The following is a 16,273-nucleotide window of genomic DNA, read 5'->3' as shown; positions in this document are numbered from 1 at the left end:
GAATTTTCAACCCGCACCCCACATTCCCCCTATATATAAGGAAAGCACTGCCGATGGATTTAAATAATAATGTTGATTTTATTTATACTGACTGGTCATTAATCGAAACTCGATTTGACCCAGATAAAATTCACCACCGTGAAACTGTATTTACAATTGGTAATGGTTATTTAGGTACGCGCGGCACATTTGAAGAAGGTTATTCACGCGCGACACCTGCAACTTTACTTCACGGTGTGTTTGATGATGTACCAATTGTTTACACTGAACTTGCTAATTGTCCTGACTGGTTGCCGCTATCTATCACAATTGATGGAGAACGGTTTCGGATGGATAGGGGTGAGATAATTAGCTATGAACGAAAGCTTGATTTGCGACGCGGTATTTTAAGTCGGTTTATACGATGGCGTTCTACTGGTGGAAAAACTGTAGATTTACAATTTGAACGGTTTGCTAGTTTAGCTTCTGAGCATGTAACCGCGTTGCGCTGTCAAATAAAACCTGTTGATTTTGATGGGTTAGTTGAAGTACAAGCGAGTATCAGCGGATACCCAGAAAACCAAGGGTTTAACCATTGGGAATTAATCGACCAGGGGAGTATTTCTAAAGCTGCCTGGTTGAATCTTAGAACTCGTAACTCGCGTATTACTCTGGGTATGGGTCTGGGAATGAATGTCTCAGGCGCCGAAGCATCGGTTATTGTGACAAATCCACCCGGATACCCCACTGTCATAACTTCGTTTCAAGCGACTTCTGGGCAAGCTGTTACTGTTGATAAATTAGTAACATTTTTTACGTCTAGGGATGTAGAAAACCCGGTTCAAGCGGCACAGCAGGAGTTAGCTGATTTACCTCAATACTCTACCTTGTTAAAGGAACATTCTTTGGCATGGGAGCAAGCATGGGATAAAAGCGATATTGCGATTGAAGGAGATGTTCGCGCAGCGCTCGCAGTTCGCTACAATTTGTTTCAATTATTAATTGCGGCGCCTACAAACGATGACCGTGTAAGTATTGCTGCTAAAACTCTATCAGGGTTTGGATATCGCGGACATGTGTTCTGGGATACAGAAATATTTATTCTGCCGTTCTTTATCTACACACAACCAGAATTAGCACGTAACTTGCTTACATATCGTTATCACACCATTGGTGGCGCCCGACGAAAAGCAGTTCACTATGGATATAAAGGAGCAATGTATTCGTGGGAAAGTGCGGATACAGGGGATGAGGTGACACCGCGTTGGTTGCCACCGAATGACCCATATGGAGAAGATATTCGTATATGGTGCCGTGACCGTGAGATACATATTAGCGCTGATGTAGTTTACGCTGTATGGTCTTATTGGTTGGTTTCGGGTGATGATGATTGGATGCGTGATTACGGCGCGGAAATTATTCTGGACACAGCAGTATTTTGGGGAAGTCGCGTTGAGTATAGCACTAAGTACGAACAATACGAAATTCGCGGTGTAATAGGCGCCGATGAGTATCACGAGTTAGCAAATAATAATGCCTTTACTAACCGGATGGTGCAGTGGCATTTAGAAAAAGCTATCGCGACTCAAGACTGGTTACGCGAAAAATATCCTGAAAAAGCTAAAGAACTCGAAACGAGACTACAGCTTACACTAAGTCGGCGCCTACGTTGGCAAGATATTATCGCGAATTTAGCAATTCCTTACGACCCCAATACGAAACTCATCGAACAGCAAGATGGATTTTTTAAACTCGAAGATATCAATCTGGCTGATTACGAACCGCGTACTAAGTCGATGCAAACGATTTTGACTATCGAAGGCGCCAATAAACGTCAGGTATTAAAACAACCCGATGTCTTGATGCTACTTTACTTAATGCGCGAATCACAAGAGTTTCCTTACACGTTAGAAATATTAGAGAAAAACTGGGACTACTACGCACCTCGTACCGATATTACCTACGGTTCCTCACTTGGCCCAGCAATTCACGCGATATTAGCATCCGACTTAGGAAAAACTGATGAAGCGTATCATAACTTCATGCAAGCGGCAATGGTTGATATCGAAGATGTACGTGGTAACGCGCATGAAGGTATACATGGCGCCAGTGCGGGTGGAATATGGCAAGCTGTAGTCTTTGGTTTTGGTGGTATTAAACTCACCGAAAACGGCCCCGTTGCAACAGCACATTTACCTCAAGGTTGGAAACGCTTACAGTTCAAAATTAATTGGCGCGGTGACTGGCACGAATTTGACTTAAAAGCAGAAGGAACAAATATGGAAACACTACATAATTCCAACTCGAATATTAAAGGCGTGATTTTTGACTTGGATGGTGTATTAACAGATACTGCTGAATACCATTATTTAGGTTGGCAAAGACTCGCTGACGAAGAAGGATTACCATTTAACCGCGAAGCCAACGAAGAACTGCGGGGAGTATCTCGCCGTGAATCATTGCTTAAAATTATTGGTGACAAGCATTATTCTGAAGAGCAAATTCTAGAAATGATGGAGCGTAAGAACCGTTACTACGTAGAATCTATCGAAAATATTTCACCCAAAGATTTATTACCAGGAGCGCTAGATTTGCTCGAAGAATTGCGCGCTGCGGGTATTAAAATAGCCCTTGGTTCTGCCAGTAAAAACGCGCGTCCGGTAGTTGAAAAATTGGGAATAGCCAAACATATAGATGTAATAGCTGATGGTTACAGTGTTCAACAACCAAAACCGGCACCTGATTTATTTTTGTTTGCCGCAAAAGAACTTGGGTTGGCGCCAAATGAATGTATTGTAGTTGAAGATGCAGCAGCAGGTATTGAAGCAGCAAAAGCAGGGAAAATTATAGCTGTTGGTTTGGGTCCTTCTGAAAGGGTAGGAGAAGCTGATATTGTTTTACCCAGTCTTGAAAATGTTCACTGGCAAGACTTGCAAGCTAAGTTAACCGATTTAATTTTACAACCTTCGTAAATTTTGGTGGGCTGAAGCCCACCTTACACTGCATCGTGTATTATTATATGGCGCCTGTTATCAAAGCTAATTAATCCTTTTTGTTGGAAACATTGAACTAGCCTTGTAATTGTAACGCGAGTAGTACAGCAGGCACTAGCAAGTTCCTCATGGGTAAAACGAATATTAATTCGAGTTCCCATTGGAGTATATTGTCCAAAATCTTGCTTCAAATATTCTAATAAATTCCACAATCGGTCTTCTACTTTAAGTCTACCTGCAATTGCTAAAAAGTATTCAGTTTGTTGTAGTCGCTGTTTAATTTTGGGTAAAATCACATGACTCAAACCTGGAGAAGCGGCTATTTCTGTTTGCATAACTGGCACTAGTTCAACATCCGAAATCGCTGTCACTTGATAAATTTGTTGAGATGTCAGACTGGCACCAAAAACCATTCCTTCACCTATTAACCCTAGTAATATTTCTGTTCCAGCTTCACACAGTGAACTTAGTTTGACTAAACCGCTATTAACATACCAAATTATATCATTTCCAAGAGGTACTGCTTCGCGTCTACAGTACTTATGTAAAGGACGATTTTTTGACAAATCTAAATCGCAACTCTGTTGTGTTGATTTTACTCTTTGCTGTTCTGTGATATCACGTATTAGCCAGCGTAACCCTGTTACTTTACCTTGATGGTTACAAACACTGGTAGCAGTTAAAGCTGCATGAAAAAATCCACCGTCTTTTTTCTGGCAACATATAATAATTTCGCCGACTTTTTGCATTTTGGATAATTTTGCAATTTGACACCGTAGTTTATGACGGTCATCTAACGTAACAAAGTTAATAATTAGTTTACCTGTTAAATTTTGCTGTGGAATATCAAAAAGTTGAGAACAAGCACGATTAGCTTCTTGAATTTTGCCATTTAAGTCAGTTACTAAGTAACCATCGGGTGCAAAATCAAAAAGGTCTTTGTAGCGTTGACGTTCTATCTCAAGTAAATTGCGTGTTTCTGTCAGTTCTTCATTCTGCTGACGTAATTCCTCAGTAGCTACTTGTAATGTTTGTGACGCAGAACCAAGTTCCATTAAAGCTTGGGGTAAAACTTCTGCTTTGCTTGGTGACAGACTAACGCTTCCATGCAGCAAGTCTGACCAGCGTTGGTACATTCTCTCTGTACGATAAACAAATTTTTCAATATCTACTTGATTAATGTCCATTTTATTTTCCATTTGAATTTTTGTTACTAACGTTTATTATCTTTGTCTTATTATTAATTGTTTAGGTTAATTTTGGCACTTCGGTTTAATTAAAACTTTTTAAACCTGAAGAATTATTTTTTTATGTCTTTGACAAAATCCATTTCATGATTTACCCCTATTAATGCAATGCGCGATTCAAAAATTAAAAATAAGCTTGAGTATAAAAGTAACGCCGTACCGCTCCAAGGCAAGTATAATTGGTATCCAAGAATGTTGAGAAAGCACCAAAAAATAAGTCAAGTTAGCGTCTGAATCGTTTGTACAAGTACTATGATATCATATACACCTCTATCTACCGTAGTTTTTGGTGCAGCTACTAATCAACTCATTCATTAGTAACTTACCTTGGTAATTGTAGGTTTTCCTCTTACCTGGGAAGCAACTATATGTTAACAGATAGTGTAAAGGTAGATACAAAAACTTCAAAACTTTTTCGCAGGTGTATAAACTGTTAATATTTAACTTAGTATCACATTTTTAAACAAATTAAGTATAGCCATGTAATTTTTACGTTTATTTTGTCAGTACATGAATTAAATCAGTTGAAATTTAAAAAATAAGCATCTATGGATAACTCTATAGTTTTAGTATGTGCTACAGATGATAACTACTCTATGCCTTTGGCAGCAACCACTCGTTCGGTTGTTGCGAGTATGCAAAATCCGCAGAATTTGTCTTTGTATATAATTGATGGTGGTGTCTTGGGCGCCAACAAAAAGCGGATAACTGAAAATCTGAAATCAGAGCAAGTCAAAGTTACTTGGATAAAAGCGCCCATATCGCAGTTCAAGAACATGCAAATTTCATCAACAATAACAATTGCTGCTTATTATCGACTTTTAATTCCAGAGTTTTTACCTAGCGAAACCGAAAAAGCAATATATATAGATAGCGATGTAATAGTTCGTAGTGACATTGAGTCGCTCTGGAAGCAAGATGTGGGCGACAATTATTTATTGGCAGTGCAAGATATGGGCGCCCCGCTAGTTTCTTCTCCGCGCGGTTTAATAAACTATCAAGAACTCAGTATCCCTGCTGATTATAAATATTTCAATTCTGGTGTACTAGTATTTAATTTAAAAAAATGGCGCCAAAATAACACAAGTTCGGAAGTAATTAAATATCTCAACGATTATAAACAACAGGTGCGTTGGCACGACCAAGACGGGTTAAACGCAGTTTTGGCAGGAAAATGGGGAGAACTTGACGCGCGTTGGAATCAAATGCCTTATTTATTCCGGTTTGGTTCATGGCAAGAAAGTCCATTCAGTGAAGAAGAATATAATAACCTGCTCAACCATCCATATATTATCCATTACTCAACGCGCGAAAAACCTTGGAACGATAATTGTAACCACCCGCAGAAGGAATTATTTTACGAATATCTCGATAACTCGATATGGTCGAACTGGTCTGTAGAACAAGCTGCTAAAAGGCGCCGGCAGAAACAAATAGGTGTATTTCAAAATATGTATGGGTCGTTTAAGAAGCAATTTAAGTCTTTGATTAAGGTTTCGTCGTATTAAGCACTTTCGTGCTTTCTTGACAAGCACTAAGAAAGCACTAAGAAAGCACTAAGAAAGCACTAAGAAAGCACTAAGAAAGCACTAAAGTGCTTATTACTACCATGTGTCTTTCATTCCGCGTAGGCGTGCGAATGCTTGTACTGGCTCGCTAGTTTTTACGGCTGTTTGTAATGCGGGTATATCCCATCTTAAAAATGGATTAGTAAGTTTTTCTATTCCTAATAGTGAAGGTACTGTGGCTTCTCCTTGATTGCGGGAAGCTTGTACTTTTGTATACCTTTGTTGTAAATCTTGGTTGTTACCATCGACACTAAGGGCAAACTGAAGATTTTTGAGAGTGTACTCATGGGCACACCACACACGAGTATTATCGGGTAGTGTCCGTATTTTGCTGAGAGAATCTACCATTTGCGCTGGTGTTCCCTCAAATAGGCGCCCGCATCCACCTGCAAATAGTGTGTCACCACAGAATAGTTCGCCTGTTTCTTCTGGGGTGACAGGTGGGAAATAATAAGCGATGTGAGCGCGTGTGTGTCCAGGAACAAAGAACACGGCGCCAGTTCGGTCGCCAAATTCTACAGAGTCCCCTTCACGAAGAAAGACTTTTTGCCCCGGAATACGTCCAGAGTCTGACTCTCCACCGTAGACTGTTACGTTGGGATAATGGGTCATTAATTCACGGTTTCCTCCTACATGGTCGCTATGGTGGTGTGTGTTGAAAATAGCTACCAATTCAGCGTTGAGTTCATGAAGTTTTGTTAAAACTGGTTTTGCTACGGCAGGGTCAACTACTGCGGCTATTTTACGCACACTATCCCAAAGCAAGAAAATGTAATTGTCAGAAAGTACTGGTATACGAATTATCTGCATCTTGTTTACTCTTGTTTGTTATGAATATGCCCGTGAGTGCTTATTAATTGTAAGATTTTCCTAAAAATCTATATTGACTTCACCGGAAACACCTATAATTTACAACCTTTTGGTAAAAGCAATAGTATTTACACGTATTTTTGACTATACGGTTTGTTCTTTAAATCTAGATATCAGTAAAAATTCTCTGGGTGATCATGTAAATATAAAGCAAGATTGATTTATTAGTTTATGTTGTAAAGATACCACAAAGGCATTCCAAAGCATAAACTTTATAAACGATAAAATTTGTTTACCGCCTTAACTTAAATTTAATAAATTTTTATACGCACGCTGTTTAACTATAAGCGGGGCAAATTTTGCTATTTTTTTAATAATTAATAATCAGGAGAGCTATGCTACACAAACTTTCAATGATGAAATCAAATGATTATCAATCAGAAGTAGCTGTAAAAAAAATTGTAGATAAAATTATTTTTTCTAGAGTATATAGCCGTAATGACCACAGCTTACTCACAGAAATTATTTTAAATCATAGCGATGTTAGTGACGGAGAACGTCGCCAAATCTATCGTATATTTGACTATATTCAAACAGGTCAATTAAGACTTATTGGCTGGTAATCACAATTATAAGCCAGTGCGTGACGGTTCGGCGCCCTGTCGTATACGCGGCAGGGAATAACTGAACGGTAAACCACTAGATAGCAAAAAATAAATCAAATATACTGGTTACAATCTGTGATATTACTTGTTACAGGAGCTAGTAGTACTGATATTGATGAATTTATCGGTACATTCTCGGTAGGGGTTCAGGGTAAAATAGGTTACATTTTTTATGTATTTGTATGAATTTAATTCTGAGTCCCACTGTAATATTAATGATTTAGGATTGGTTTAGCCATGACTCCTTTAGTCTCAATTATTTTACCATGCTACAACCGAGCTAGCTATCTAGAAAAATGTGTTAAAAGCGTTTTAGCACAAACTTACACTAATATAGAATGTATTTTAGTTGATGATGGGTCAACAGATAATACTCGCGAAGTAGCAGAACGGTTAATGGCTACTGACGAGCGAGTACAATATTTTTATAAAGAAAATGGTGGTGTATCTACTGCGCGTAATTTGGGTATTGAAAAAGCTTTGGGTGAATGGATTCAGTGTTTAGACCCAGATGATTGGATTCACGAAGATAAAACGCGGTTTCAGTTGAGTTGTTTAGAAAAGTTAGAAAACCAAAACGTTGTACTTTACTGTGACTATGAGCGCGTATTCCTTGACAGTAACCAAAATATTATCAGTCGTGAGCAAAATATTATCGGTTCGTTAAATCGTGAAGAGTTAAAACAGCGTTTACTTTTACCTGATTTTCTTGCTAAATCACCGTTCCCAGTGTTGCAGCAGTGCATGTTGATTAAAAAAGAAGTTTTGCAAGCTGCATCTTTTGATAGCCGTCTTAAGGCTTTACAAGATAGAGATTTTGCACTCAGTTTATTAGCATTAGGCATAGATTATATATATACACCGATTGTTGGTACTTTTTACACCAAACACGAAACCAATAGAACCAACAATTGGGAGTATATGAAAAACTACTATGTTTTACTATACGAAATTGAAGCCGGTAAAAGTGATGAGTTAAGACATTATTCTCAGCCAGGAATAAAGTATTTTTTAGAACAAACTTTAATTGAAAAAGATACAAATAACTTTTTTAAATTAGGAAAAATTGTAAATTATCCGGTTCAACTGTTTAATGGAAAGTTTAAAGTAAATAGTAGGTTTAGTTTGTTTATAGCTTACTTACTACGAATGGTTTTACCGCAGTCTTTATTATATGAAAACTTACGTGGGTCACGAAGCCAAAAAATAATTAACTTTATTTCTACTAAAATTTTGCGCCTTGGTAAACTTAGTCCAGATAAATCGCAGTAAGGCACGTTGGGAGTAATGGCAAATCAATTAAAGTTTTCATTAGTTGTTAGCGACCTCTCTGGAGGAGGGACGGTTAGAGCTTATTTACTAGCTCAAGTCCTCAAGCAACTTAATTATGACGTCGAAGTTGTCGGTTTTAATTTCGGCAAAGATTTATATGCCATACCCCCTGATGGAATTCCAGTTATTTCTATAGCTGGTAGCAATTATCCTCAGTTTTTTGGGTCAGCGCGACAATTACGGCAAAAGCTATCGGGTGATGTAATTTACGCAGTTAAGCCAAAACCAACTAGCTTTGGTGTGGCATTGCTTGATAAATTAAGTCGTCATCGTCCGGTTTTGGTTGATATGGATGACTGGGAACTAAGTTGGCATGGTGGTTTTGATTGGAAGTACCAACCAGGAATTAAACAATTTGCCCGTGATATTCTCAAATCGAACGGCGCCCTTAGATTTCCTGACCATCCAGTTTATATTAATTGGATGGAAAGTTTGGTTAAGTGGGCAGATGGCATAACTATTGATACAGAATTTCTTCAGGATAGATTTGGGGGTGTTTATGTACCAAATGGTAAAGATACCGAAATGTTTAACCCAGATAAATACGACCCTGAAGCAAGTCGCTCTAAGTATGGACTTTCAAATTATCGCATTTTGATGTTTCCCGGCGCCCCGCGTCCACATAAAGGTGTTGAAGACGTATTGATAGCACTCGATAAACTTAATCGTGATGATTTGCGGTTAGTAATTGTCGGTGGCAGTCCATATGATAATTACGATGAGCAATTAATTAGTAAATGGGGACGTTGGATTATTAAATTACCAAAAAAGCCAGTAGAAGCGATGCCAGAAATTGTGGCAGCAGCGCATGTTGTTGTTGTACCACAGCGCGATACCGTAGTCGCACGCGCACAGTTTCCTCTAAAGTTAACAGACGGAATGGCAATGGGTAAACCTGTGATTTCTACCTGTGTAGGTGATATACCTGAGATATTAGCTGATACAGGTTATTTAGTTGAACCATCAGCACCCGAACAAATAGCTGCACAAATCGAAGTCATATTCAATGATTTTGATACCGCAACCGTTAAAGGACGTAAAGCCAGAACCCGCTGTATTGAAAAATATAGTACTTCCACTATGGCTACAACGCTCGCAAGTGTTATCAATAAGTTATATAAATAATATATTACCAATGTCCACTTTTAAACTTTTAATTAGATTTGCTAAACCTTATCCTGGTTGGATGCTTCTGACATTCCTACTAGGATTTTCTGGCGCCTTATTTAATGGAGTTGGTACTACGCTAATTGTACCAGTTGTTTTAAAAATTATTGGGCTAGATATTGAACTAAATAACGCACCAGATATATTAAAAATTGTAATGCGACCTTTCGACCGAGTACCAGAAGATTATCGTACTTTGGTCATGGCAATAGCAATTATATTAACTATTATATTAAAAAATCTTGCCAGCTATGCAAGCACTTTAACATCAAGTTCACTTGCACGCACATTGACTACTGACATGCGGGAAGCAGGTTTAAAAAACTTGTTAGAAGTCGATTTAGATTACTTCGTCAAAACCAAAGTTGGTGATGCGATTAATAGCTTGAGTGCAGAGTTAGGAAAAGCAGCGAGTTCTGTTAATACTGTCATTCGGGTCTCAATTTTAGTTATTACAATTTTCGTATTTATTGGTGTATTGCTCTCTATTTCGTGGCAGTTAACGATAGCAGCAACATTTTTACTATCACTTGTAACATTAGTCAACCAATATGCAATTTCTCGGTCGAAAGATTATGGTAAATTGCTTTCGGATATGTCAAGAGCATATTCGATAACCGTTTTGGAAGTAATGAACGGAATGCGTTTAGTACGCGCAACAGCTAATGAAGACCGCGAATATACAAAAATTGTCAAATTAATTCGCAACCGCGAACAAGCTGATTTTAAATCGCAAGCAAATTCTGAGGCAATCACACCCGTTAGTGAGGTAATGGGAATTACAGCATTGGTAATGATTATACTGCTTAGTAAGTATTTATTCGCATCTCAAATTTCCTCACTTTCGACTGTAATCTTTACATATTTATTAGTACTTCTGCGTTTACTGCCTTTTATATCTCAGCTAAATGCAATTCGTAGTAGCTTTGCGAACGCTTCAACAAGTGTATCTATTGCTAACGATTTTCTGAGACGTGACAATAAGCCGTTTATGAGTCGGGGAGCAAAGATTTACAAAGCGCTTGAAAAAGGAATTCATTTTAATAAGATTTCTTTTGCTTACCCAGGTAGCGACAAATTAGTATTAAAAGAAGTCGATTTGTTTTTGCCGAAGGGTACTACTTTAGCTTTAGTTGGTAGTTCAGGCGCCGGAAAATCAACAATGGCGGACTTGTTACCGCGCTTTTATGATGTAATTTCTGGTAGTATTTTATTAGATGGCGTAGATTTGAAAGAATTTGATATTCAGTCATTACGTCGTGCAATGGGTATTGTTAGTCAAGATACATTTTTGTTTAACGACACAGTACGATATAACATTGCATACGGAAAACCCGACGCAACCGAAGAAGAAATAATAGCTGCTACCCAACGCGCGAATGCTTATGAGTTTGTCACAAAGCTATCACAAGGTTTTGATACGCTAATAGGTGATAGAGGTGTAATGCTATCGGGGGGACAACGACAAAGATTAGCTATAGCACGTGCATTATTACAAAACCCAGAGATTTTAATTCTCGATGAAGCAACTAGTGCGCTTGATACTGTATCTGAACGAGTTGTGCAAGCAGCTATCGATGACTTGAGTAAAGACAGAACAACTTTAGTTATTGCCCACCGTTTATCTACAGTTCAAGCTGCTGACCAAATAGCGGTTTTAGACCAAGGAAAAGTTGTAGAAGTCGGAACTCACAACTCACTTTTACAGAAAGGTGGCTATTATACACGACTTTACACGATGCAATTTGGCGCCGAAGATTCTGAAAAGCAATTTGCAGAAGTTAAATTAACGAATGGACAAAATACAGAAGTACTAACTCACAATCAGAATTTAGTTCGCATACCCCACGAATTACGGACACGACTAAATCCAACGATTGGGTTTTTGCAATTATTACTCGACGAAGCAGAAAACTCGCAGGAGAGGGAAGAACTTATTGAAGAAATACGTAAATCTACAGCGCGCGTCGAGAATATTATTGAAGTATTTGAGGATATTGTCAAACTGCAAACCACCTTTATTACATCAGTAAATGATACGTATAAAGTATATCGAGATGACCTTGACCGTCTTGTTAAGAAGTTACGTACTCATTTAAATTTTATGTTACATTCGTTGCCGCTAATTGTAGATGATCAGGTTCAAACATCTGAGCAAAAGGAAATTATTAAAAATATTTATTATGCGGCAATTCATTTACTGGATACGATTCAAGAATTAGAAGATTTTTTAAAATCTAAATCTTTAAATTCTACTAGTTCCAGTAATGGACTTGAATATCAACAAAACGGAAATTCTAAAATAAAAATAGGATTGTAATAGCAACATGTCTTCTAAAAATCAAAACAAATACCTGTTTTATACAGGAGAACTTTCGCTCAAACCTGATACAGCACATGAAATACACGATGTACTTTGTGCGAATGCTGCTGCAAACTTGGGTTACTCTTCTGTGTTAGCTTACCACAATAAAAAGGCTAACCCATTAAATCTATCTTGGTTATTTAATCCTTTTAAACTACAAAAACCAGACGCTAAATTTGTAGCTTTTTATAATACCCAAGAACATCTAAAAGTGGCGCCGTTACCAATGCCATATCCTATAGACAGAGTACCAGGCAAACTCACAAACTCTAGCACCATTGCCACAAAATACTACTTTCCATTTCATTTACGGCGCCACACCAAGTTAGTACACACACGCGATTGGAATTTTGTCAAAGCATCAGTAAAAAACCAAATTCCCGTGATATTTGAAAAACATCACTTTCAAACAATACCATTTGAACCCGAAATTATAAATAGTCGCTACTTTCAAATTGCCATCACTCAATCTGAACCAGTACGTCAAAGCTTAATTGAGCAAGGAATGCCACCAGAAAAAGTAGCATGGGTATATAACGGTTTTGAGCAATCGTTTTTAGAACGTCAACCAGAACTTGCACAAAACTGGCGCCAAGAACTACTTCAAGATGGCAGACAAATATTAGTTGTTTACTCAGGTGCTTTATATAAATTTAAAGGTATCGACCTACTTATCGAAGTAGCAGAACAAATGCCTCATATCCAATTTGTCGTTACCGGAGGAAAAGATGCCCAAGTCGAAACATATAGACAAATAGCCAAAGAGAAAAATATCTCAAACATCAGTTTCTTAGGTTGGGTAATGCCACGCGAACGGTTAGTTAGCTTATTTCAAGGCGCCGACTTACTATTACATCCTCACCTATCAGGAAAAGAAGCCGACTATACCAACCCAGTAAAATTTTTCCAATACATGGCATCTGGAACTCCTATAGTAACCACAGAAATATTACCCTTAATGCCATTCAAAGATTCCCCCTTAATAGCATGTTGGTGTGAACCAGATAACCCGCACAAATTTGCTGACGCAATAAAATACGCGCTAGATAAATACCCACGTCAAACAGAAGGATATATAGACAGTATTAACTACGCGCAGCAATTTTCATGGGAAAGCAGAATTCTCAATATTTTAAATTATGTTGAAGAATCAATGCGTCCGCAGGTAATTAATTAAATATAGGGGAGAACTAAAAACTATGAGTAAAAAAATCGTTGGAATGCTAACTGAGTATCCAGGAGTTAATCAAAGCGATTGGTTATGGCAACAAACCCCCTACCAATTTGGTGTGTGGGGCAATATTCAAATGCTTGCCAAAGCTGAAAAACCCGACTTCTTACTTCTGTACAATTTTGCAGGCATTCGCCCAGTATTTAAAAACAAATATTTATTCTTCAGACCCGAACTTCATTACGCCTCGTTTAGCGAAGAAGAAATGCAACCTTTATTGCGTGGAGTCCCTAAAGAACGAATTATCTTTCTTTGGCGCGAACCACCCCTTGAAGAAGTTAACGAAACAAATTTAGCATGTTACGAATGGGCAACTAAATACTGCGGTTATGTATCCGCATCTGATAACGCGGCGCCAACACCCGAATACATGCCTGCAATTTGGTATCACAGTAACTCGTTCCGCGAACTCAACGAAATGCCAGTACCAGAAAAAACTCGCACATGCAGTTGGATAACATCAGGAATAAGCCGCACAGCAAACCATCGTCAGCGATTAGAATTTTTACGGTTATTACAGAATCATCAAATTGATTGTGATTTTTACGGACGTAATTTACCAACTTGGGTAGCATCTGGGGGAGAACTTGCCAACAAATGGCACGCAATGGCGCCTTACCGATACAATTTAGCAATTGAAAACTATGCTAGCAATGATTTATACGTCAGCGAAAAAATGTGGGATTCACTGTTAGCATGGTGCTTACCAATATATTACGGAGGAGGCGCCGCAGATAAGCTATTACCACCAGGTAGCTTTTTACGTTTACCAAGCTTAGACGAAAAAGGTTTAAAGTACATCCAAGAAGTAACAGCAACACCCGATGCTTGGTACGAAGCCTCTGAAGCAATCGCAGAAGCAAGACAAATTATATTACACAAACTTAACTTACTAGAATGGACGAGTAATTACACAAAGAATTTTTAATCAAATTTAAATTTGGTAGGGGTTATATATGACTGATGGTATTTATATTCTTGCAAATGATGTAGTTTATGACCAGTTGATAGCGCTGTTAAACAGTATTGAAGTTCATGCTGGTAAAAATTACCCAATTTGCATTTTGCCATACGACGATAAATTAGAACGAGTCAAAGAAGAAGCTGCCAAACGCAGTAATTTAGAAATATTTGACGATAAATCAATTATCGAACTTTGGGATAATTTTGTTTACGATGTATGGCAGACACACCCAAACGCATTCAAAACATGGTCAGAACGAGGTATATCAGGTATATACCGCATGGGTACACATCGAAGGTTTTGCGCTTTTGATGGTCGGTTTGATAGGTTTATTTATCTTGATGCTGATACTTTAGTACTAAACTCGCTCGATTACATTTTCCAGCAGTTAGATCATAATGATTTTGTGGTTTATGACTTTCAGCACAAAGACCCGACGCACGTTTATGACATCAAGTCCAAACAGCTATTAAATATATTTTCACAAGCACGTATTGATAGCGAAATCTTTTGTTCGGGTATGTACGCAACCAAAAAAGGTTTATTTAATCAAGAAAAAAGAGATTACCTATTATCACAACTACGCTCCTGTGATGGTGAAGTGCTGTATATGAATGCACCCGACCAAACTATTCTTAATTATATGGTGATGCGTGCGGGTGTTTCGATGTGCAACTTTGCCCATTACCTAAGTGAGGATAAAGTAACTGGTTGTTGTGTGACTTCTCCACACTTTCAGGAAAAAGATAATCTTCTTTACGACAAACAAAGTCGTCTTACCTACCTGCATTATATTGGTTTATCATCAAAACTATTTGCCCGTGTATGTGCGGGTGAAAATGTTGGGTTTCCTTACAGGGATATTTTTTTACACTACCGTTATTTAAATGAACCAACACGGCGCCCGCAGTTTAAGACTAAGCCTAAAGCTTACAATGAACCACCGAGTTTTGCAACAAGAGTTTTACGAAAATTAGGAATTCCAATGGAGGTTTAATACAATGACGCGCGGAATATATATTATAGCTAACGATAAAGTTACAGACCATGCAATAGCTTTGCTCAACAGCATTAGATTGTATGATAAAGAAACACCTATTGTGATGATTCCATATGATGATAATTATCACAATATAGCCGATACACTCAATCGCTATTATGGTGTAAAGGTTTATGAAGATTTAGAATTTATCGACCGTTTATCAAAGAAATTACACGAAACATTTGGTGGTAAGTTTTTTGCACGTCCAAACCAGTTTCGTAAACAAGCTTGTTGGTTTGGCCCCTTTGATGAGTTTTTATACATTGACACAGATATAGTTGTCTTTGAAAAAATTGCCGATAACCTTAATTACCTAGCAAACACAGATTTTATTAACTGTGATTACCAACATTTAGGTGGTATAAAAAACGTATTTTCTGCCAAAGTTTTTGACGACGGAGTATTTACACAAGAAGAAGTCAAAGATATATTCAACGGTGGATTTTGGGGTTCCAAGAAAAATCTCGTCTCCGAACAAGATTTGTACGAAGTATTTACCGAGTGTACACAACATCCCGAATACTTTGATTTTAGTGAAAAAACTTCCGACCAACCAATAATTAACTATATGTTATTGAAGCGTATCAAAAACCGCTTTAACATTGTACGTCGTGAAGGTCAGGCGCCTGGTAACTGGGCAGGTACACCGCACTTTCAATCAAAACAGGAGCAAGCTAGTGTACTAATCGACCCAACTGTAAATCAACCACTCCAATATTTACACTGGGCAGGTATTCGTATTCAACCCGGTTGTCCTTACTGGGAAACTTGGGAATACTACCGTCATCTTAACCCAGAATTACCACCTGCTTACTTCCCGGCGCCTATCCAAAAAAGTCAGTGGCAAAAAACAGTAGATAATCTCAAAAACCAACTTCGGCAAATCAAAGCAAAACTGTAACTTCATCTA

The 16,273-nt window shown here is 38.1% G+C and carries 12 protein-coding genes; 10 read left to right on the top strand and 2 right to left on the bottom strand.

Annotated elements, in window-relative coordinates:
- The first annotated feature begins 53 nt into the window (after positions 1 to 53).
- Positions 54 to 2,951: a beta-phosphoglucomutase gene (pgmB, locus tag DSM106972_RS04010; RefSeq protein ID WP_127079009.1), complete on the top strand. Its 2,898-nt coding sequence runs from the start codon at positions 54 to 56 to the stop codon at positions 2,949 to 2,951.
- Positions 2,952 to 2,974: 23 nt separating this feature from the next.
- Here the strand turns inward: pgmB and DSM106972_RS04005 are convergent, their stop codons facing one another.
- Positions 2,975 to 4,159, bottom strand: a complete 1,185-nt coding sequence (locus tag DSM106972_RS04005) for a PAS domain S-box protein (RefSeq protein WP_233787761.1) — start codon at positions 4,157 to 4,159, stop codon at positions 2,975 to 2,977.
- Between the two features lie 608 nt (positions 4,160 to 4,767).
- Here DSM106972_RS04005 and DSM106972_RS04000 point away from each other — a divergent pair.
- Entirely contained in the window at positions 4,768 to 5,727 is a 960-nt protein-coding gene (locus DSM106972_RS04000) for a glycosyltransferase family 8 protein (protein WP_127079005.1), read from the top strand.
- 96 nt (positions 5,728 to 5,823) lie between these two features.
- On the opposite strand, the gene gloB is transcribed toward DSM106972_RS04000, so the two are convergent.
- Complete coding sequence (gene gloB, locus DSM106972_RS03995) at positions 5,824 to 6,597, bottom strand: hydroxyacylglutathione hydrolase (RefSeq protein WP_127079003.1); 774 nt, start codon at positions 6,595 to 6,597, stop codon at positions 5,824 to 5,826.
- Between the two features lie 395 nt (positions 6,598 to 6,992).
- Here gloB and DSM106972_RS03990 point away from each other — a divergent pair, with 395 nt between their 5' ends.
- The 8 genes from DSM106972_RS03990 (at position 6,993) to DSM106972_RS03955 (ending at position 16,264) form a co-directional block, all read left to right on the top strand.
- Complete coding sequence (locus DSM106972_RS03990; RefSeq protein WP_170213545.1) at positions 6,993 to 7,220, top strand: hypothetical protein; 228 nt, start codon at positions 6,993 to 6,995, stop codon at positions 7,218 to 7,220.
- A gap of 279 nt (positions 7,221 to 7,499) precedes the next feature.
- The gene (locus DSM106972_RS03985) at positions 7,500 to 8,534 is read left to right on the top strand and encodes a glycosyltransferase family 2 protein (protein ID WP_127079001.1); all 1,035 of its coding nucleotides are present in this window, start codon (positions 7,500 to 7,502) and stop codon (positions 8,532 to 8,534) included.
- Positions 8,535 to 8,549: 15 nt separating this feature from the next.
- Positions 8,550 to 9,719 carry a glycosyltransferase family 4 protein gene (locus tag DSM106972_RS03980; protein WP_127079000.1) on the top strand — a complete coding sequence of 390 codons (1,170 nt, stop codon included), beginning with the start codon at positions 8,550 to 8,552 and terminating at the stop codon, positions 9,717 to 9,719.
- Positions 9,720 to 9,729: 10 nt separating this feature from the next.
- Positions 9,730 to 12,081, top strand: a complete 2,352-nt coding sequence (locus DSM106972_RS03975) for an ABC transporter ATP-binding protein (protein ID WP_127078999.1) — start codon at positions 9,730 to 9,732, stop codon at positions 12,079 to 12,081.
- A gap of 7 nt (positions 12,082 to 12,088) precedes the next feature.
- Entirely contained in the window at positions 12,089 to 13,303 is a 1,215-nt protein-coding gene (locus DSM106972_RS03970; RefSeq protein WP_127078998.1) for a glycosyltransferase, read from the top strand.
- A 22-nt stretch (positions 13,304 to 13,325) separates the two neighbouring features.
- Entirely contained in the window at positions 13,326 to 14,285 is a 960-nt protein-coding gene (locus DSM106972_RS03965) for a glycosyltransferase family 10 domain-containing protein (RefSeq protein ID WP_127078997.1), read from the top strand.
- Between the two features lie 28 nt (positions 14,286 to 14,313).
- Positions 14,314 to 15,318 carry an Npun_R2821/Npun_R2822 family protein gene (locus DSM106972_RS03960; protein WP_127078996.1) on the top strand — a complete coding sequence of 335 codons (1,005 nt, stop codon included), beginning with the start codon at positions 14,314 to 14,316 and terminating at the stop codon, positions 15,316 to 15,318.
- A gap of 4 nt (positions 15,319 to 15,322) precedes the next feature.
- Positions 15,323 to 16,264, top strand: coding sequence for an Npun_R2821/Npun_R2822 family protein (locus tag DSM106972_RS03955; RefSeq protein ID WP_127078995.1), 942 nt, complete (start codon positions 15,323 to 15,325; stop codon positions 16,262 to 16,264).
- Positions 16,265 to 16,273 lie beyond the last annotated feature (9 nt).

This window comes from Dulcicalothrix desertica PCC 7102, from assembly GCF_003991905.1.
GTDB lineage: Bacteria > Cyanobacteriota > Cyanobacteriia > Cyanobacteriales > Nostocaceae > Dulcicalothrix > Dulcicalothrix desertica.
This window is presented reverse-complemented; position numbering and strand designations above follow the sequence as displayed.